Consider the following 17,214-nt stretch of genomic DNA (forward strand, 5'->3'; position numbering starts at 1 on the left):
TGTGGGAGCTGGCTTGCCTGCGAAGACGGCCTAACAGTCAATACAGTTGGACCGTGTACATATCCATTCCTGCGGTAACGGCCACCTAGGGTTCCGCTCTGACAGCGGCTCACTTTGGAAAAGAGCCCCAAAGTAACCAAAGGGCTCTTGCCCCACCACTCGGCACCTCGCCTAGGCTCGGTGTGCCCGTAATCCGCCAGTGATTTGGGGGGCCGCCGCCACGCGCCATCCATGGCGCGGGGCGGCTAAACCGGCATCCCTGCCGGTTTACCCCCCAAATCCCTGTCGAATTCCGGCCAGCGTGGTTTAACGGGGCGCCTAGGATCAAAAGCAGATCAAGATCAAGAGCGGCTCGCTTCGCATCGTGGTTACCGTTGAGCGCTACAGAGTTGTCTGGATACCTATGCTGATCAGAGCGGGCGCGATTGAAGCGCGGTACGCAACCGTTGCCATTCATTCCAGCAATCCTCGGCAACGATATCCGGGTAACCCCGTTCTTGTTCCATCGCCAACGCGGTGGAGGAGGTTACCGCAATGCAAGTGGCCTGGTCGCGGAGATCGCAGACTTCGACTTCGTTGAGCGGGGCGCCTTTTTTCGATTCGGCGGCCGTCAGTACGGCGGCAAGGGCGGGGACAAAAACCAGGCAGAGGGGCTCGGTAGACATCAGCTTTTTCCTGAGTAGGGTGGGTGGTGCGCTTATTCTTCAGGGTTGATCAACGATCTCAACGTATGATCCTCCCAAACGCCAGCAATCTTCAGATAGGCTCGCGCATGCCCCTCCTTTTCAAATCCCAGCGACTCCAGAAGTCGTTCACTGCGCATATTGCGGGGCAAATGATTGGCCATGATCCGGTGAAGCCCCAACTGCTCAAAACAATGACGGTTAGTGACCTGAAGTGTTCTTTTCATCAGGCCACGGCCCTGGGCAGATTCCGCCAACGAAAAGCCGAGATGACAGGCCTGAAAAACGCCCCTCACAATGTTTGTGTAGTTACACCGCGCTAGAACCTCTCCGCTCTCGGGTTCAAGCAAGAGGAAACACAGAGCGTTGCCAGCGTGCATATTATTTACCTGCTGCTCGACCCTGGCCTTGGCGTTGCCAGTGGTGAAGTATTCCTCGTCCCTGAGCGGCTCCCAGGGTTGCAGATGCCTGCGGTTGACACGTTCGTAACGGCTGACCTTCTCGAAATCGTCACGTGACAAAGGCCGAAGGCAGTAGCCCTCAACGCAATACTCCATAAGCCCCTCCAGATTGATCAATGGCCCCACCTCACTGCGTAGCCGCAAAGAATAGCGCCGCTGCGCGTAAAGCGACCCCTTTCATGGCAAACAGGTCTACCATGCCAGCCCCGGCAGTGGTTTCACTCGCTCCCGAACTCCATTTTTCAAGGTAGCGATAATGTCCATCGACCAGATCTCCCTCCCCAAAGGCGTCGGCCCCCACGCCGCCAAGCTGCTTGACGCTATTACTGGCGCCTCCACTCATGAAGAACTTAACCGTGCTGGCGGTAAAGCCGAGGGTTTTGTGCTGGGGCTGGAGGCCACAAAGGCGATCAAAAGCCAGATTGCAGAGTCGCTGTACGTGGCGTATGACGACGCGGCGAGCAATCGGGCAGGTGAGTTGAAGGGCTAGTGCAAGTCAACCCATGGTCCCGGAATGAGCGCCAATCGCCGGAATAGGCTGACGAACATAATAATTGTCGAATTCACTGCTTTCGATGAATTGGAAGCCATGGCGGGTATAAAAACGATTCGAAGCGCTTTCTTTGAGAGCCCCCACTTTAATAGGCAGCGCAGCCGCATCCGCCTCTTTGAAAATCTGAGAGAGAACAGCAGACCCTACCCCTGACCCTTGCGCACTCGGCCTTACATACAAGTGGTCGAGCAAGAGTTCATTGGGGTGATGTTTGACCACTACGAATCCCACCCGCTCTCCAGCTGCCTCGATGTGGCGTGTGTCGCGAGCTTCAAAGCCGCCAACAAACCGCTCCCGCGCACGCACTGGGTCAAATCGCCCAACACGCTCCAGACTTTCGCGCATGGCCTCAATTCGAATAGCTACCAGATTATCCAAGTCGCTTTGTTGAACTGGGACCAAAATGATGGGGAAATTTTGATTGGGTGCGACGGGCATTGTGTGCTCCAACTACCATCCTGGGGCCCAGTATAGAGAGCCTGATACTGATGAAGCGACCCGCATGATATGTTCACGGCATACATGGAGTAACGGACCCCAGGAAGGAAATTGCAATGCTAGTGGACACCCAGCCAATCCGCATTTTCTCGCAACGCCTGAGCATTGAGCCCTTCTGCAAGCATGACGCTGTTGAGTCTTTCCCTTGTATCACACCGTCTCTGACTCGCTACATGTCCTGGGAACCGCCTGCCTCGCTAGAAGAGTACGCGCAAGTCTGGGGGCGGTGGCTGCCTGCGATAGCGGATGGCAGCGACATTGTGTTCACGGTCAGGGAGCTGGTGAATGCTCGTTTTACCGGATTGGTCGGGCTGCACCATACCGGCAGTGAAACACCGGAGTTGGGCATCTGGATCCGTGAAGATAAACATGGGTTGGGGTTTGGTGGTGAAGCGGTGCGGGCGGTTGTTCAGTGGGCTAGCCAGTGGGTGGTGGCTAAGCACTTTATCTATCCTGTTGCGACGCAGAATTGTGCGAGTCGACGTATTGCCGAAGCTTTGGGGGGAGTGGTCATCGAGAGGCGGATGGCGGAGAAATATGATTCGGTTGTGTACCGGATACCGGTGGTTTGACTCTGGGTATCAGGTTGGCCGATTGCTGTCCTTCACGAACGGCAGAAATTGGCCGATTGCTGCCTGCCAGCACCTTACGCTGCCCGCGTTGGGATGACCGGCTGCAAACCTGGGATGGCTAGGCTTGGCCGATAGCTGACTTTCTGATTGGAAAGGCCGAGCTGGAAGGGCTGATAGGCATCTAGTACGCTTGCGTCCCTCTAATGATAGGAACCTGATATGGGACATGATTCCTCGTTGCAGATCGAACGCGCTGCTTATGAGGAGTTCGTCCGGCTTTGGAGTCAAGGAAGCTTCGAGCATCAGCGACTGGGCCAAGCGTTTTACAACTATTTCAATCTACACAAACTCACCGATCAGGCCGGATTACACGGTCTCTATGAGGCCGACGGTGATAAAGCCTCACGCTTGATCTTGAGGCTTTTCCACCTTCACTGAGTTGCAGCCATCGACCCATTGCAGACGTTCTCGAACGCCCAGGCACGCATTCCCAGTAAGCGGAGCGAATGACTTGAGTCGCCTGTCAGGAGCTGAGCTGGTCGAATAGCTTCTGCAGAAAAACATCGCCCGCCACTGAGTCTGATAGTAAATAATGCCCAGACCAATTGTCCCAGCCAGCTGCGAGGCTGAACTCAGCACATTGGAAATTCTGGTGAGTTTTTTCATCAACGCCTATGACAGATGAACCCAATCGTTTGAATCCTTGGCGTTTGATCAGGTTTTCAGCTAGCGAAAGCCAACAAGCGTCTGACAACTCGTTGAAACTGAGTGTCAGATGTCCATTGGCTGCCGTGTCGAGAGTTGGGTTCATCCATTGCCGTCTAAGGTTTGACGCGAAGGGAATGCACAAACGTGGCTGCGGGGGCATTGTTTAGGTGCCTGATCAAGTTTGAGACAGTTTTATTGCGTTGGCGAGCTGTTGGGCGTTGTTGCGCAACTCAATGAATTTTTCGTTTAGCTCGACATGACCTGGATTCCAAGAAAGGACGCCATCGACATAGCTTTGACCAAGAATGAGATCATTTAATGAGCCCATTCCGCCATAGGCTGACAGTAGATACTCAATCCCAGAGTAATCAGAATCCAGCAATAGTGCCCTTGCCTTACGCATCCAAAAACTCCAGCGGGTGGCTCCATCGCTTTCGAGCACGATTGCAAGCTGATCAAGAATGCAGATCAACTCTTCAGTTTTCGGTCCCATTTCTCGACATCGTCCAAAGTGAAACGCGGCATGGGCGGGATGATCCGCTGTTGAGTGTTTCTCGCCCGCTAGCAACATAAGCTATTGTTTCGCCATTAGGGTGTCCACGGGCTGCTTTTGGCCGAAAGCCGCTGGTCGCGAACGGCAGCTGTCGGCCAATAGCGGACAGTCAAGATCAAAGCTAGGAGGAGCCCAGAGCAGATTCTGGGCTCCTGTTTCTCCCTCTCCTTAGCAAGCAAAAGATAAACTGCTAGAAGAAGGCGAAGGTTGTTAGTTTCATCTATGGAAAAGGCTGCTTATATTTAGCGAGACACACCAGCCTCCTCAATAAAAGGATTAATTATGGAAAGGCGATTTGGCAGAACGTGCGCTGACACCCAAATGCCTTCAGCGACGGGCGTTTCATCATTGCTTTGCTCTATCGCAAGAACAACCGGAGCGCCCTTGCGTTCGCCTACCGCGATGGCCTCCTCAGCGACATTTGTCAAATGCACCATACGCCGCGCCATCGGTATTACTCCGTCCCTCACGATCCTATCGAGTACGGACCAGCTAGACCCGTGATACAAAGCAGTTGGTGCTCCCAACTTGATACCGGCATCGATAACGACTTCCAGTGTATGCCCGTAAAGAGCTCTAATTCGGCCGTCTCTTACCTCGAATCTTGGCTCGCCGGGATGTTCTGCAATAGCGAGTAAATGACTCGAATCCACTTCGAGTAAGCGAGCTAAATCCTCCATGCTCGCAAACCCTGTGTCATCCACAGGTATTCCGTTGCTCGGGCCGTAATGGCGAAGTTGATAGGACATTGCCTTACTCAATCGCCTATGGTCATGGCTAGGCGCGGATTCAGTTACTTCATTCTGTTCTATGCGGGAGAGAGCCTGAAGCAATTCCCGCGCCAAATTTTGGATTAAGTCAGTGCAGCATTCTGAGATCAGACCACAGAGCTCCCGCGCATGACGTCTCAGGTGCTTCCCTGCCTCTTTTTCCGTTCCTAGTCGTAGGGCCCGAGTAATAGCGAACCACCCGTATGCGACAATTAAGTCTGATTCACTAAGTGCATGGCCCATTCGGCCGAGATATCTTTTCATAAGCGCAATTCGCATACGCCAGCCGTCCAGGTTCGCTTGTATAAGCGCATTGTCTTCTATGAGTTGGACAACATCGTATCCAATCGGTATGAACTCACTAGATTCAAGATCAATGGCTACGATACGCCCAGCCGGGTCAACAATCCAGTTTGATGCATGACCGTCTCGTTTTCTAACCAGCGGTAGCTCTGCAGGAAAAAGTGTACGCAGGGAGTCTACAAAACGGTCAGCTTGTTCTTGCTCGAAGAGGCTCCTCGACCACATTTTGAGGTAGTCTTTTAATGGTCGCCATGCTGATTTACCCTCCGGAGGTCTTCCTGCAACGTTATGATAGATAGCGAGCAAGTCTGTGATCGGCTCTAGTACGGCTAAAGCCTCTTCCGCAGAAAGCTCGCTCACCAATCGTCCCGCTGCTCGCTGAGATACGTGTACCCATCGCCGCTCGTCTTCAGACGGAACTTCAACAATCGCGAGCGAGCGAGGCACTTCAAACAGACTCGTATCTCCCCGAGAAGCGATCACCTTCCGTAACGAGGTCAACATCGCCGCCTCGTGGTCTGCCTTTTCTTTAGTGGTACGCTTGAAGACGAACGTTTCAGAAAGAAATCCGCGAGCGTCAGCAACAGCGAACACCTCGTTACGCCCACCCAAATTTGATCTTGCGTAGATTGGGGAATTTAGGGCTAGGATAGCTGCCTCACGCCAACTGCTTGAGGTATATGACGTTTCACCACCTGAAAGCCCATCTAGGTAGTCCTTCACTCGCGCTATACCGATTCTCGGAAGCGGCCAAGTGGGATGTTGATTGCAAAGTTCAGAGAATATATCGTGAGCACTATGAGCCAAGTTTAAATCGTTAGTTCGCTTAGCTACTGAAAGTGCCGCGGCTCCAGCCTCCCATTGAACGTGCCGGTTAGACCGAACCATTTCAGACAGTGACTTTGTTACATTTACGTACCTAGATAGATCATTAGGCTTAAGAAGATCTGATGGACCATCTACCATTTGACGTAGAAACTGTGCGCTCAACACGGCAGCTGGTACAGACCCTCTATCTGTTAGAAGGTATTCTAAATTATTGATTACACATCTAATAATTCCCCACAATTTAGGAGAAGGTTGTGTAGCCATTAATGCAAGCAGTCCCCTTGGTATTGCCATCGACCTTGCTGGCAGACTCAACTGAGTCTGTTTGGCCGCTTCAACTATGGTGGATAGAACGCGGCAACGCGCTTCATCAACTGATCCCCTAGGGCGAGAGTAGGCCAGCTTACGTTTCGCTATTTTTAGCTGTTGGAGTCTAACGCTTCCAATGCCGGAGCCTGAGAGCAACGCTAGACGGAGGCGGGCCTCAACCTCTGCAAGTTCTGATCCTTCAACGATATTTAAATTCTCCGAAAGTAGCTTTAGCGCATCTTGCAGAAGGTTTTCGTCACCAGTTTGGTCAAATTGTTGAACCAAGAGCTCAAGTCGGTAAGTAAGTGTTTCAGGTTTCAGATTCCCAAGAGTCATAGACTCTTTAGAATAAGATAATGCTCTTGACACAGTGGCAGGCGAAACTTGAACCCATCGCCCGATCATTGCGACGGCAGTTGCATACTTACCGGTAGCTATTCGCCTAGCAGCCTCACCTAATTCTTGACTTTCGATGGAGAACCTAAATTCGGAAAGGGCAACCCGGTACCGTGCAATGGCTACGTCAATCTCATGACCTGCGAAACTCCCCTTAGCATCTTCATATAATGCGTCAGCGGTTCGATGTGCAATATTGGCTAACGACTTCGAAAAAAAGTCTATCCTAATAGACCTTAATGAATTATTCATATCAACAGGGTTTCGTCGCATATGTTCAAGTATCAACATAAACACTGGCGATGGAGCTATCTCTTTATCTTTCAGGATTCTTCGCCACATCTCTGATGCTGCAGCATGTCCGTCTGCGTTGAAAAGTAAGAGTAAATCCGAATGCATTGGGCTTGAGGTGAGCCAAGCTGTTGAGGAGGGTGAGCCAAGGTAGCCAAGAGTACTAAGGACTTCTCCCAAATTTGGCGCCCAAGCGTTCAATGCATTTAAATATTCGTCATTTGGCGTCATGATCAATCCATTTTCCACGAGCTGTTGAGGTTTTTTCGATTACAAAAAAACAAAATTTGCTGTTAGCCCTGAGCTACATAATGCTTAGCTTCAATGCTAAGGGTAAATGACTATTTGAACATTGAATGCGACTAACGGTATCTAGGTGTTCGGAACCGATTGGGGTCGTAGAGGCGCAACGCTACTATGGCTCAATCCACCTCGGTTACTGGCATTCCATCCACGCTGGATGTTTGGACAGCTAAATGGTATTTGGGCAACTGCTGTTGCGCTCAGCAACGCCTTTGATTCGAGCACATTCGAAAGACTCCATTGGCCGCTAGCAGTCGCTTGCCGTTGTGAGATTCTGGCCGATTGCTACCTGTCGCGAAGGGCTGCAATCGACCCAAAGCTGCCCCTCACCACGAGCCACAATCGGCCAAAACAAAACGACCTTGAAAACTCCATGAGTCTTAAAATTTGAACAACTAATTTTTGGCTAGTCATTTTTTGTCCTGCCGAAATAAGCGCTTGATAAATTAGCCAGACACCAGTAAGTCAGCGCAAACCCATACCCCAAAAATATAGATATCCCAGTGGAATAGATCACTTGAATGAACGTTGACTCATAGATGCACATCCTCGTGCAATTGGGCTCGGTCGGAGGCGTAAAGGTAAAGAGAAATAGTCCAGCGCAAATCATCACCACTCCCGGTAATGCTTTCAGATGACGCCTCCACCCGGTAAGTGAACCAACATACATTTCCTGATAGGGCTTCCATCGCGCGATAAGAAAGGCGTAATAAAAGCTAAACATCCAAGCCAGTAAAAATATTAATTGTGTAGCCTGAGGAAATGACGATTTTTCGGCCCAAACGTTAATCGACGAAATAGTGGCTCCGGCGATAGTGGCAAGCTCCGCCACCCATTGAACCCCCATAACGTCCCCACTGTATCCTCCAAAAACTATTACAGACGTGAACAATAATGGAAACCAAACCATCCACCTTTGGTAAAAAGCATCTCGAGCAATTTCCCGTACAAGCTTCGATGTTGATGGATTATGCATACGCCCTCCTTGGCACCGCCTTATTAATGTTTTCGGTCGTCGCGTAGGTGTTCGTTCATTTTGCTGCCAAAAGTGCAAGGGCAGAGAGGTTAATACTAGCCTGTGCCTGGGCAACGAATGCGGGCATTCTTATGAGAGGGTATTTCAGCAGACACTGTATTTGAAAATTCGACGAGCGCTGTAAATACGACAGTGGCAGAAAAAACCTTTTCATTTTCCAGCTCCATCACAAAAAAAGTACTTCTTCAGCGTAGTTTCCTCCCGAAGGTAGCGCCACTCCGTGACCCCCTGTACGGCGGGTGGTTTGAGCGCGACGGGACTTTGAATACCCTCGTTGAGCAAGCTCGAATCATGCAGGCTTTTTAGGGGCCACGATGGACCGCTTTTGGCCGGTTAGCGACCGTTGCTCCGATTAGCCATCCTTGTCCCTCCACACGTGGAGGACTTGTCATGAACATCATCGCTACCTGCAGACGTCAGCCCTGGAACAAAGGAAAACTGGTCGGGCAGAAAACCCCACTCCGACTGAGAGATATCTGGGCCATCCGAGTAAGGCTTCAAATTGCGGAAAGAACCCGAGATCTGGCTCTCTTCGATCTGGCCATCGACAGCAAGCTGCGAGCCTGCGACTTAACCAAGCTCCGCGTGCGCGATGTTGCTCATGGCGAGCACTTATCATCACGAGCCATGGTGATGCAGCAGAAAACGCAGCGGCCTGTGCAGTTTGAGATCACTGATCAAACACGATCTGCTCTCGGGGCCTGGATACATCGGGCCCAGCTACGCAGCGAGGACTACCTTTTTCCTAGCCGGCTGCATACTTCAGACCATCTATCTACTCGTCAATACGCTCGTATCGTCAAAGGCTGGGTGAAAGCCGTGGGCTTGATCCAGCCATGTATGGCACACACACAATGAGACGTACGAAGGCATCATTGATCTATCGCAGGACGAAGAACCTGCGGGCGGTTCAGTTGCTGCTCGGCCATACGAAGCTGGAGAGCACTGTTCGATACCTGGGGATTGAGGTCGATGACGCCCTGGAGATGGCGGAACAGACTGAGGTTTGACCATGCATAGCGACGGTCGAAGTCAGACCGTCGCTAACCGGCCGAACGCAGTCGCCGCTCTCGTCAGCGCAGAGGGCTTTGTGCCGAGGCTGAATGCACCAAACCATCGAAAGCCAAATCGCCGAGTCGTTGTACGTGGCTTACAACGACGCGGCGAATCATCAGGCTAATGAGTTGAAGAGCTGATCATCAGCCAAGGCAGGGCGCTTCGCGGTCGAGGAGTCTTGCGGTGAGGAGTACGCCCAGTTCGCTCAGTTGGTGTATGGCGAGGGCGATGTCGCGGTGTTTGCCGTTGAGGTCTTCGGACAGGTCGAGCAGCAGTGTGCTGACGCTGGTGAAGGTTTCGTAGCTGTTGGTGATGAGGGTTTCGTTGCTGGCGTTGGGGGCGACGGTGAAGAGGGTGGTTGAATCTGGTTTGAGCATGTTTGAATTCCTGTTTAGGGCCACCATCCTTTAGCTACTAAACATAAGGGTGGCGGCTGTGCGCAGGTTAGTAGACCGGGGAATCCAAACGAAGCCGGCGCACCCGAAGGTGCCCTGCGCACAGCCACCATCAAACACAGACGCAATGTCTGATCGGTGAAGCTTGTGCACGTTGGTTGGATTAACCTTCAGGCTACTAAACCCGATCACTGAACAATTCAGCGACCGAGCCACCTTAGAGACGGCCACCTCAGCGCACAAGCCGGCGGATTCTGACGCAGGCGTAGGCAATGGAGCAAGGTGCGGCAGGGGAATCGGATTTTGCCTTCAGGCGCTGCGTGATCGTTTGGGGTTTTCGCGAGCAAGCTCGCTCCTACAGGAGTGACCTTGCAGTGTTCATCACCTCAAACGAAATTGTTAGCATTGAACGAGTTTCATATTGGAGGCAGGGATGGATGAAACGATATGAGGTTCAACGGATCACACACCTTCCGCGCCAGATACTGGCGCTGGAAAAGGAAGCCGTTGGCGAGGGTTTCAGGTTCCTCACTCGTCTGATTAACGAATGGCACTCTGGAGCAAACCGCTTTGATGCACCCGGCGAGTGTCTGATGGCGGCCTATTTGAATCAGCAACTGATAGGCATCGGCGGTCTTTCAGTTGATCCCTATGCTGACAATAATGTGGCCAGACTGCGACGGGTGTATGTCGCAGCTTCGTCAAGGGGGCAACACGTCGGGCAGGCGCTGGTAAAGGCGCTTGTTGAACGTGCCGCTCTCAGGTTTCAGGTCGTGCGTCTTTTCACGGATACGGCTGAAGGAAGCGGCTTTTATGAGCGCTGTGGCTTCAAGCGAACAGATGAGGCTCAGGCGACTCATATCATGCGGCTTGGCGGTTTCTGAGGCGGGCAGCTATTTGCCGGTTTCAGCCTGTTATAACCAGCTGAAATGACTTGAAGCAGTCAGCCGCACCAGTGCACTGCGGAGTCGACATGAATGTGTTTTTGCTTTTCAGCTATGAAGGGTGTGTCGAGCGTGCCCAGGGCTATCGAAACCCAGTCGGCAAACTTGCCTTGAGATCGTGACCAGAACAATGTTGAGCCACAATGCGAGCAAAATTCGCGTAACACGGTTTCTGAGGATGCGTAGGTTCTGATGCTGTTGGCGCCGGAAAGTACCCGTAGTGCGTCACGGGGAACACTGCCGTAAGAAGCGAATGCGGCCCCGTGACTTTTGCGGCACTGGCGGCAATGGCAGTGGCTCACTGACTTGGGCGTGGCGGATAGCTCGTAAGTGACGGCTGCGCATAAGCAGCTTCCCTGATACACCGTTGTCATTCGCTTTTCCCGTCATGCGAAAACGTCAGCGTAACCGTCTCGCTCTGAGTGATGCCACCACCTTTCCGCTACTAAACAGTGGGTGGCAGCTGTACGCAGGTTAGTAGGCCGGTGGATATCTAAAGCCGGCGCGCCCGAAGACGCCCTACGCACAGCCACCATCAAGTACAGACGCACTGTCTGATTGATGAAACTCATGCACTAATAGATACCCAAGCTCAGGCTACTAAACCCGAATCACTGAACAATTCAGCGACCGAGCCACCTTAGAGACGGGCACTCCAGCGCACAAGCCGGCGGATTCTGACGCAGGCGTAGGCAATGGAGCAAGGTGCGGCAGGGAAATCGGATTTTGCCTTCAGGCGCTGCGTTATCGTTTGGGTTTTTCGCGAGCAAGCTCGCTCCTACAGGAGTGGGTTGTTATCAAGGTGCGGGTAGCTGGACAATAGAGGCCGACGAGCCAGCAACGAAGCACCAGATGTGCGAACGTTTGGTTCGCTCGGCGGGGCTCTACGAACTGCAAGATTACTGATCGGAAAAAAACCAATGCTAGGGAAAGTCAGCAGTAAACATCTTGTCTGGGGCGCAGTCGCACTTTGCGCGACCCTGCTGTCTGGGTGCGCTACGTCACGCTACGACGGCAAGCACGCACCGGACCCAAGTAAGGCGATCATCGTGGGTTCGATTGGTGAGAGCTTTCCGATGATGCAGCCGCATGGGCTGGTGGTTGAGATCAAGCAACAGGGAGCGCCCGGCACCGCATTACGGCTGACGACGCTGGGCAATGAAGATGATCAGCCATCACCCTCTGTGCTGGGCCATTACTTCATGTATGAAGTGCCGCCGGGTGTGTATGAGTACACGCAGTGGCATTACGTGTATTACGCGGGTAAGTCCATGCCGCGCCCGGTGCCTGCGGTTTTCTCGGTGAAGGCCGGGGAGACCCTCTATATCGGCGATCTGCGCGTTGATGCTCTGCGCTTTTGCCTGTCCAACGTGAACAATGCCGAGGACACGGTGCAGGCGCTCAAGCGCAAGTACCCGATGCTCAAGGATCGGAACATTGTGAATCTGACGCCGAAGAGTGGTTTTGCACCTTGGCCGAGTTCTGATGCCACTGACTTCGGTAAAGGGCTGTGCACGATCTGAACCCGGTAACGGTGACAGTCATCAAACCCGCCGCCCATTGATCCACGTTCAAGGAGTTTCATGCCATGCGCTGTACGCTACTCTGGGCCAGCCTGTTCGCAGGCCTGGTCTCACTGACCGGCTGCATCAGCGGTCCCGATCTGAAAGGCCAACCATTCTTCACATCACCGGCAGAGCCCCGTGCGGATGAGGCCACGGTGTACTTTTATCGCACGTCCGCCAGCATCGGTAGCGGGGTCGCCCCGACTATTCAGGTCGATGGCCGCACCATCGGCAGCTTGCCTTCCGGTAGTTTTTTCAAGGCCGGCATTCCCGCCGGCAAGCACAGCGTCGCCTCCACCTCGCCACCGATCATCAGCGGTATGGTTAACCAGCGTTTCGATATCACCGTCGAGAATGGCAAGGTGTATTACATCGCCGACCAACTCAGCACCTCTGACTACAAGGATGGGCAGACCTTGGGTGAAGTCGACGGACGTCGTTTCAGTGGAACAATGTTTTACTCGCGCTACGCGCTTGTGCCTGCCGAGGAAGCGCTGCGTTCTATAAAGTGGTGCCAGGAGTTGCCGGCAACCGCACGGTAACCACGCGTCCAACTTATCAAAAGCCAACTTGCCGACAGAGAACAACCCCACAATACCGCGGCATTGTGGGGTTGCTACGCCTGCGCCTACACCGCCCCGAAACGCACCTCCACCGACAGGCTGCCTTGGTTATCGCTCAGGCCAGCCCCGTAACGCCCGGCCAGGTCGTCATTGATGCACAGTTGCAACTCCCCCTGCTGGCCACGCGGCAATTGCGCCTGGTTGCCCACCAGGAACGGCGCGCCGCTGGTGCCGATACGCCCGATCAACGCGCCTTCCGGTTGACCGGGCAAGGTATAACCGGGCTTGGCGGTCAGGCCTGGGTGGCCCGCCGCGCCGACCATGCCGGTGCCCGGGTTGGCCGTCCACTGCCCACCGGTGCACACCGCCATTTGCCAGCTATGCCCGTTGACCTGCACGCCGGTGCCTTGCCAGGCCTGGTTGGCCTGCACCTGTACGGTACGCTTGAGCAGGTCGCTGGCGACCACGTCGGCGGCCTGGAAGGTCAGCGCGGTGATGGTCAAGGTCGGGTTGGCGGTGCCGGTGGAGGGGAACACGCCGTCGCCGACCAGGAACAGGTTGGGGTGGTCCCAACTGCGCTGGTCCTTGTCCACCACCGAATATCTGCGGTCTGAGCCCATGCGGTAGGTGCCCATCAGGTGGCCAGCGCCGAAGAACGCGTAGTTCTGGCCGCCGTGCTCGAACACCGTTTGCGAGCCGGGCTTGAGCTCAGGGTTCAGGTTGGTCAGCTCGGTGGCGCCCATCAGTTTGGTGATGATATGCGTGGCGGCCAGGCGCGCCTGCTTGAAGCCCTCCTTGGTGTAGTCGGACAGTTCGTAGGCGATCTGCGGCCTGGTCAGGCCCAAGCCGTCGGTGAGCCCCTCGGCCCTCTCTACCCGGCACAGCGCTTTGTCGGGGTCTTTCTCGACCTGCTCGATCAAGAAGCCCAGGCGGAACTGGCGGGTCAGCACGCTGTTGAGCTGCTGCACCAGCGCCACGCCGGACAAGGCCTTTTTACCAGGGTTGGCGCCGCCTTCGTTAGTGCCGTCGATGAAATCGCAGACCGTGGCGTACGGATCATTCGCCGACCAATTCCAGCCCTCGTTGCCGATCTCGATACGCCAGGCGGCACGCTCGCTGCGGAACGGGCCATCGCGCATGTCTTCGATCCCCGAGGTGGACAATGGCCCACGGAACGGGAACAGCGGCTTGCCTTCAGGCATCAGGCCCCAGGCCAGGTACACCGGGTGGTCGGCCAATGACTTGCCGACCTGGCCGCTGCTGTTGGCCACGCCGTTGGGGCTGTGCGGGCCGATGGAGTTGAGCAGCAGCTTGGGCGTTTCGATCGCGTGGGCGGCGATCACGTAGCGCTTGCCCTGAGCCGTGCCGTTCTGTTGCGTGCCGTTGTTCTGGTACTGGATGAAATCGATCCCCGTGACCCCATTGGCATCGACCTGCACCTTGCTCGCCACGCACTGGTAGAGGATCCGCACGTTGCCGGTATCCAGCGCCTTGGCCATGGTCACGGTGGCGTCGTACTTGGCCTGGATCGGGCAGATCGGCGTGCAGCTGGTGTTGCCGGCGCACACCCGGCGACCGTTGTCGTTCTGCGAGTTACGCCCGGCTGGAGTTTGCCGCACTTTTAGGGTGATGCCTTGGTACTGCGTCCCATCGACGGCTTTGCCCACGCCTTGGTCGACCAACGACGGCGGGATGCCGTGCATGCTGTATTGATATCCCTGCGGGAAGGTCACGCCCAGGTAGGTCTGCGACGCAACATCGGCGGACACGCCCATCTCTTCCTCGGCGCGGCAGTAGGCAGTCTGCAGGTCGTCGTAGCTGATCGGCCAGTCGACCCCGACCTTGTACTTGCTCTGCATACGAAAGTCGTTGGGCAACAGGCGCAGGGCCGTGCCCATCCAGTGCCACATGGTCCCGCCGCCTACCCGCTCGTAGGTGCTGGCGAACAATTGCTTGCCCGTTTGTACCAGGTAGCTCTTCTGCACCTTGTTCGGGTCGTCGCTGCCGGCGGTGATCAAGTCCTGGATAGTCGCTCGCGGGGCGAACTGTTTGGCTGGGGTCTGCTCGGACTGCTCCGGTGGGTAGGGCGACTCGGGCGCCTTGAGTACGGCCGTGTAGAAGCGCTCCAGGTACTCGCTGCGGTTAGGCGGTATCGCCGGGCCCGACTCGAGCACCAGCACTTTCAAGCCGGCCAGGCCCAACTGATAGGCCATGACGCTGCCGGCCATGCCGGCGCCCACGACGATTACATCGGCGGTTTCGATGTTCTGGGTGTTTAGAGTGCTCATGGCTGCTGCCCTTCCTTGGCGTCGACACCGGTGAATTGCTTGAGGGTCGGTGGCTGCTCGTTCCAGTAGCCGAAGTGGTACTGGCTGTAGCCCATAGGGTGGGATTGGGCGATCTTCCACGCCCAGCTTTCCTTGTAGGCCTGGTCAGAGACCACGCGGATGTCACCCTTGTGGGCGGTGCCCTGGTCATAAGGCTGGTACCAGCTACCAAGCAGCCACAGCTTCATGATCGAGCGGGCGCCCTGGGCGATCTGCGGGTCAGAGTTGCCGAGCACGGCGCTGGCGATTTGCTCAGGCGGTTGGCTCTTGATGCTGGCGAACAGCGTCAGCAGGTTGCTGAACGCAGCGGTGCCCATGCCTTGCTCGGCAGTGGCCAAGAACAGCGGCGGCAGGTTGACCGGGTCGAGCAAAGGCGCCAGCAGTTTAGCTGACAGGCCAGTGAGCACGGCGGACAGGTCGATGAAGTTTTGCAGGTTCGGGTCGCTCATGGCATCACTCCTTGGCACCGGTGGATTGGGCACGTTCAAGCAGGAAGGTGAAATCGGCGAAACTGGTGCGCGGGGACTGGGTCACCCGGGTGGTCGCGTTGTTGTGGCACTCCATGCAACTGGACGAGGCCTGTGGCGTGGTGCCCTGGTTGTAGGTCTCCAGCGTGGCGTTGGCCAGGAAGTTCGGCGCAGGCGTGCCCAGCGGGTTGGTCGGCGACGGTACTTGGCAGTCATCGGCGGGGGCGGTTGGCCACTGGGTGCTGATCAGCTGGTAGTTGGCCCACACCGTGCCCTGGAGCGCGCCTTGCCACTGCGCGTTGAGCTGGTGGGTCGCGGCGGTGAGCGGGATTTCCCGTACGATCTGCGAAGGCGTGGCGTGCTTCGACGGGTCCCACGGCCGCGCTGGCGGCTCATTCACCGGGCGGTTGCTGGCCTGGGCGTCGTAGAACAGATAGGGGCCCTTGCGCTCGTTCATCGGCGTGGTCTCTTCCGGCACGTTGCGCACGTGCTCGAAGGTCGACCATACCCACTGCGGCGCGTCTTTGGTCTTGTGCACGATGTGCAGGCCGACCAGCCCGACCTGCTGCGCGCTGCACGACTCGGGGATCACCGCGCCTGTGTTCGGGTCGGTGTTGCCGGGGGTGTAAACCAACGCGTCGACGGCGTGGAATTCCTGCGGGTTGTCGTTGCTGCCGAGTACCTTCCAGGCCGACTTGACCATGATTGCGCCGACCTGCTTGTCATCCTGCGAGCCGCAGGAGAAGGCGATGCGGCTGTCGGCCTTGGTGAAGAAAGCCTGCTGGCCTTCCTTGCTGTAGAGGCCATTGTTGACGATGTCGTTGAACATCGGCTGGTTGACCATAATCGCGTTGCGCGTGTAGGTGCCGTTCTGGTCCACCAGCGGGCCGGTCTTGAACGGCTGGATGAATTCGTCGAGCACACCGGCGACCTTGCCCATCTGTTGCAGCACGGGCAGGTCCCCCTTGCCTTGGCAGGCGGCGGGTGGCGGCGTGTGCTGGTCCCAGGCGAGCGGCTTCTGGCCTTGGGGCAGGAAAATCGCGTAGCTCTCCTTCCACGACTCCCAAACTCTCTGCCCCGGCGCGCCGATCTGCGCCGAGGTGTTGGCGCTGCCGTCGGCGTTGGCGGGCCAGTTCAGGGCGACGAAGGTCTGCCACGACAGCACGTCGAAATCGTGTTGCAGGCTGTCCAGGGTGATGGGGGAGTTGGCAGTGACGTCGAAGGGGATCGCGGGTGACAGCATGGGCGGGCTGGCCGCATCGGCCATGGCGAGCGCGCTGGTGAAGCTTGCACCCAGGCACGCCAACCGTTTCAAGGTTATTTTCATTATCGTCTCCTCAGCAGATAAAGCGTCGGGACGATGAGGCGTACTGGCCCTTCATGGACCGAATGTTCAGCGTTATCCCTGACGCTAGGCTGAAGGCTAGTCGTTGCGTCAGTACCCTCCGTAATATCCGACTAAAGGTAGGGATAAGCAGGGTCGGCGCACGGCGTCAGAGGCACGCGCAGGCGATGGAGCAAGGTGCGGCAGGGGAGTCGGATTTTGCCTACAGGCGCTGCGTTATCGTTTGGGTTTTTCGCGAGCAAGCTCGCTCCTACAGAAGTGACATGTTGGGGTGGTATTGTTGCGGCC

17 protein-coding genes and 1 pseudogene are annotated in these 17,214 nt (G+C 55.6%); 7 read left to right on the plus strand and 11 right to left on the minus strand.

The features are described 5' to 3' along the window. Positions 1–410 precede the first annotated feature (410 nt). Positions 411–665, minus strand: a complete 255-nt coding sequence (locus CER19_RS11515) for a hypothetical protein (RefSeq protein WP_116666509.1) — start codon at positions 663–665, stop codon at positions 411–413. 32 nt (positions 666–697) lie between these two features. Continuing rightward, on the minus strand, positions 698–1,240 hold the full coding sequence (locus CER19_RS11520; RefSeq protein ID WP_116666510.1) for a GNAT family N-acetyltransferase: 543 nt from the start codon (positions 1,238–1,240) through the stop codon (positions 698–700). A gap of 160 nt (positions 1,241–1,400) precedes the next feature. Here CER19_RS11520 and CER19_RS11525 point away from each other — a divergent pair, with 160 nt between their 5' ends. Continuing rightward, positions 1,401–1,634 (plus strand): hypothetical protein, encoded by a 234-nt coding sequence (locus tag CER19_RS11525; protein WP_003192651.1) that lies wholly within the window; start codon positions 1,401–1,403, stop codon positions 1,632–1,634. Between the two features lie 6 nt (positions 1,635–1,640). Here CER19_RS11525 and CER19_RS11530 read toward each other — a convergent pair whose 3' ends face one another. Next, positions 1,641–2,135: a GNAT family N-acetyltransferase gene (locus CER19_RS11530; RefSeq protein ID WP_116666511.1), complete on the minus strand. Its 495-nt coding sequence runs from the start codon at positions 2,133–2,135 to the stop codon at positions 1,641–1,643. A gap of 116 nt (positions 2,136–2,251) precedes the next feature. Here CER19_RS11530 and CER19_RS11535 point away from each other — a divergent pair, with 116 nt between their 5' ends. Further along, complete coding sequence (locus CER19_RS11535; RefSeq protein WP_116666512.1) at positions 2,252–2,767, plus strand: GNAT family N-acetyltransferase; 516 nt, start codon at positions 2,252–2,254, stop codon at positions 2,765–2,767. A gap of 219 nt (positions 2,768–2,986) precedes the next feature. Beyond that, entirely contained in the window at positions 2,987–3,205 is a 219-nt protein-coding gene (locus CER19_RS11540; RefSeq protein ID WP_116666513.1) for a hypothetical protein, read from the plus strand. A gap of 85 nt (positions 3,206–3,290) precedes the next feature. On the opposite strand, the gene CER19_RS28585 is transcribed toward CER19_RS11540, so the two are convergent. From CER19_RS28585 to CER19_RS11550, 3 genes are all read right to left on the minus strand, one after another. Continuing rightward, a complete protein-coding gene (locus CER19_RS28585; RefSeq protein WP_133298329.1) occupies positions 3,291–3,578 on the minus strand; it encodes a hypothetical protein in 288 nt (95 codons plus the stop codon). Between the two features lie 72 nt (positions 3,579–3,650). Next, on the minus strand, positions 3,651–3,968 hold the full coding sequence (locus CER19_RS11545; protein ID WP_098951040.1) for a hypothetical protein: 318 nt from the start codon (positions 3,966–3,968) through the stop codon (positions 3,651–3,653). A 302-nt stretch (positions 3,969–4,270) separates the two neighbouring features. Beyond that, positions 4,271–7,156 carry an RNA 2'-phosphotransferase gene (locus CER19_RS11550; protein WP_116666514.1) on the minus strand — a complete coding sequence of 962 codons (2,886 nt, stop codon included), beginning with the start codon at positions 7,154–7,156 and terminating at the stop codon, positions 4,271–4,273. A gap of 1,663 nt (positions 7,157–8,819) precedes the next feature. Between CER19_RS11550 and CER19_RS11560 the strand changes: the two are divergent. Continuing rightward, a pseudogene (locus tag CER19_RS11560) lies at positions 8,820–9,274 on the plus strand (tyrosine-type recombinase/integrase). Between the two features lie 189 nt (positions 9,275–9,463). Here the strand turns inward: CER19_RS11560 and CER19_RS11565 are convergent. Continuing rightward, entirely contained in the window at positions 9,464–9,697 is a 234-nt protein-coding gene (locus CER19_RS11565; RefSeq protein ID WP_116666516.1) for a DUF6124 family protein, read from the minus strand. A gap of 455 nt (positions 9,698–10,152) precedes the next feature. Here CER19_RS11565 and CER19_RS11570 point away from each other — a divergent pair, with 455 nt between their 5' ends. Beyond that, positions 10,153–10,599: a GNAT family N-acetyltransferase gene (locus CER19_RS11570; RefSeq protein ID WP_116666579.1), complete on the plus strand. Its 447-nt coding sequence runs from the start codon at positions 10,153–10,155 to the stop codon at positions 10,597–10,599. A gap of 59 nt (positions 10,600–10,658) precedes the next feature. Here the strand turns inward: CER19_RS11570 and CER19_RS11575 are convergent, their stop codons facing one another. Further along, the gene (locus CER19_RS11575) at positions 10,659–11,033 is read right to left on the minus strand and encodes a GFA family protein (RefSeq protein WP_116666517.1); all 375 of its coding nucleotides are present in this window, start codon (positions 11,031–11,033) and stop codon (positions 10,659–10,661) included. Positions 11,034–11,708: 675 nt separating this feature from the next. Between CER19_RS11575 and CER19_RS11585 the strand changes: the two genes are divergently transcribed. Further along, a complete protein-coding gene (locus CER19_RS11585) occupies positions 11,709–12,182 on the plus strand; it encodes a hypothetical protein (protein ID WP_256660424.1) in 474 nt (157 codons plus the stop codon). Positions 12,183–12,247: 65 nt separating this feature from the next. Continuing rightward, positions 12,248–12,766 (plus strand): DUF2846 domain-containing protein, encoded by a 519-nt coding sequence (locus tag CER19_RS11590; protein WP_116666520.1) that lies wholly within the window; start codon positions 12,248–12,250, stop codon positions 12,764–12,766. A gap of 86 nt (positions 12,767–12,852) precedes the next feature. Here CER19_RS11590 and CER19_RS11595 read toward each other — a convergent pair whose 3' ends face one another. The 3 genes from CER19_RS11595 to CER19_RS11605 are packed head-to-tail and all read right to left on the minus strand — an operon-like array spanning position 12,853 to position 16,908. Continuing rightward, a complete protein-coding gene (locus CER19_RS11595) occupies positions 12,853–15,075 on the minus strand; it encodes a GMC oxidoreductase (protein WP_116666521.1) in 2,223 nt (740 codons plus the stop codon). Beyond that, positions 15,072–15,563, minus strand: a complete 492-nt coding sequence (locus tag CER19_RS11600; protein ID WP_116666522.1) for a sorbitol dehydrogenase — start codon at positions 15,561–15,563, stop codon at positions 15,072–15,074. Before CER19_RS11600 ends, CER19_RS11595 begins: the two co-directional genes overlap by 4 nt. Before the next feature lie 4 nt (positions 15,564–15,567). After that, a complete protein-coding gene (locus CER19_RS11605; protein ID WP_116666523.1) occupies positions 15,568–16,908 on the minus strand; it encodes a cytochrome C in 1,341 nt (446 codons plus the stop codon). Positions 16,909–17,214 lie beyond the last annotated feature (306 nt).

Origin of the sequence: Pseudomonas sp. GL93 (assembly GCF_003408955.1) — a bacterium.
In the GTDB taxonomy this organism is placed as follows: Bacteria; Pseudomonadota; Gammaproteobacteria; order Pseudomonadales; family Pseudomonadaceae; genus Aquipseudomonas; species Aquipseudomonas paracarnis.

Bases quoted from the DNA above. Each gene is read 5' to 3' on its own strand.
- CER19_RS11520 (WP_116666510.1), bottom strand. From the start codon at position 1,240: ATGGAGTATTGCGTTGAGGGCTACTGCCTTCGGCCTTTGTCACGTGAC.
- CER19_RS11570 (WP_116666579.1), top strand. From the start codon at position 10,153: ATGAAACGATATGAGGTTCAACGGATCACACACCTTCCGCGCCAGATA.
- CER19_RS11530 (WP_116666511.1), bottom strand. From the start codon at position 2,135: ATGCCCGTCGCACCCAATCAAAATTTCCCCATCATTTTGGTCCCAGTT.
- CER19_RS11600 (WP_116666522.1), bottom strand. From the start codon at position 15,563: ATGAGCGACCCGAACCTGCAAAACTTCATCGACCTGTCCGCCGTGCTC.
- CER19_RS11535 (WP_116666512.1), top strand. From the start codon at position 2,252: ATGCTAGTGGACACCCAGCCAATCCGCATTTTCTCGCAACGCCTGAGC.
- CER19_RS11525 (WP_003192651.1), top strand. From the start codon at position 1,401: ATGTCCATCGACCAGATCTCCCTCCCCAAAGGCGTCGGCCCCCACGCC.
- CER19_RS11515 (WP_116666509.1), bottom strand. From the start codon at position 665: ATGTCTACCGAGCCCCTCTGCCTGGTTTTTGTCCCCGCCCTTGCCGCC.
- CER19_RS11540 (WP_116666513.1), top strand. From the start codon at position 2,987: ATGGGACATGATTCCTCGTTGCAGATCGAACGCGCTGCTTATGAGGAG.
- CER19_RS11590 (WP_116666520.1), top strand. From the start codon at position 12,248: ATGCGCTGTACGCTACTCTGGGCCAGCCTGTTCGCAGGCCTGGTCTCA.
- CER19_RS11545 (WP_098951040.1), bottom strand. From the start codon at position 3,968: ATGGGACCGAAAACTGAAGAGTTGATCTGCATTCTTGATCAGCTTGCA.
- CER19_RS11605 (WP_116666523.1), bottom strand. From the start codon at position 16,908: ATGAAAATAACCTTGAAACGGTTGGCGTGCCTGGGTGCAAGCTTCACC.
- CER19_RS11595 (WP_116666521.1), bottom strand. From the start codon at position 15,075: ATGAGCACTCTAAACACCCAGAACATCGAAACCGCCGATGTAATCGTC.
- CER19_RS28585 (WP_133298329.1), bottom strand. From the start codon at position 3,578: ATGAACCCAACTCTCGACACGGCAGCCAATGGACATCTGACACTCAGT.
- CER19_RS11565 (WP_116666516.1), bottom strand. From the start codon at position 9,697: ATGCTCAAACCAGATTCAACCACCCTCTTCACCGTCGCCCCCAACGCC.
- CER19_RS11575 (WP_116666517.1), bottom strand. From the start codon at position 11,033: ATGACAACGGTGTATCAGGGAAGCTGCTTATGCGCAGCCGTCACTTAC.
- CER19_RS11550 (WP_116666514.1), bottom strand. From the start codon at position 7,156: ATGACGCCAAATGACGAATATTTAAATGCATTGAACGCTTGGGCGCCA.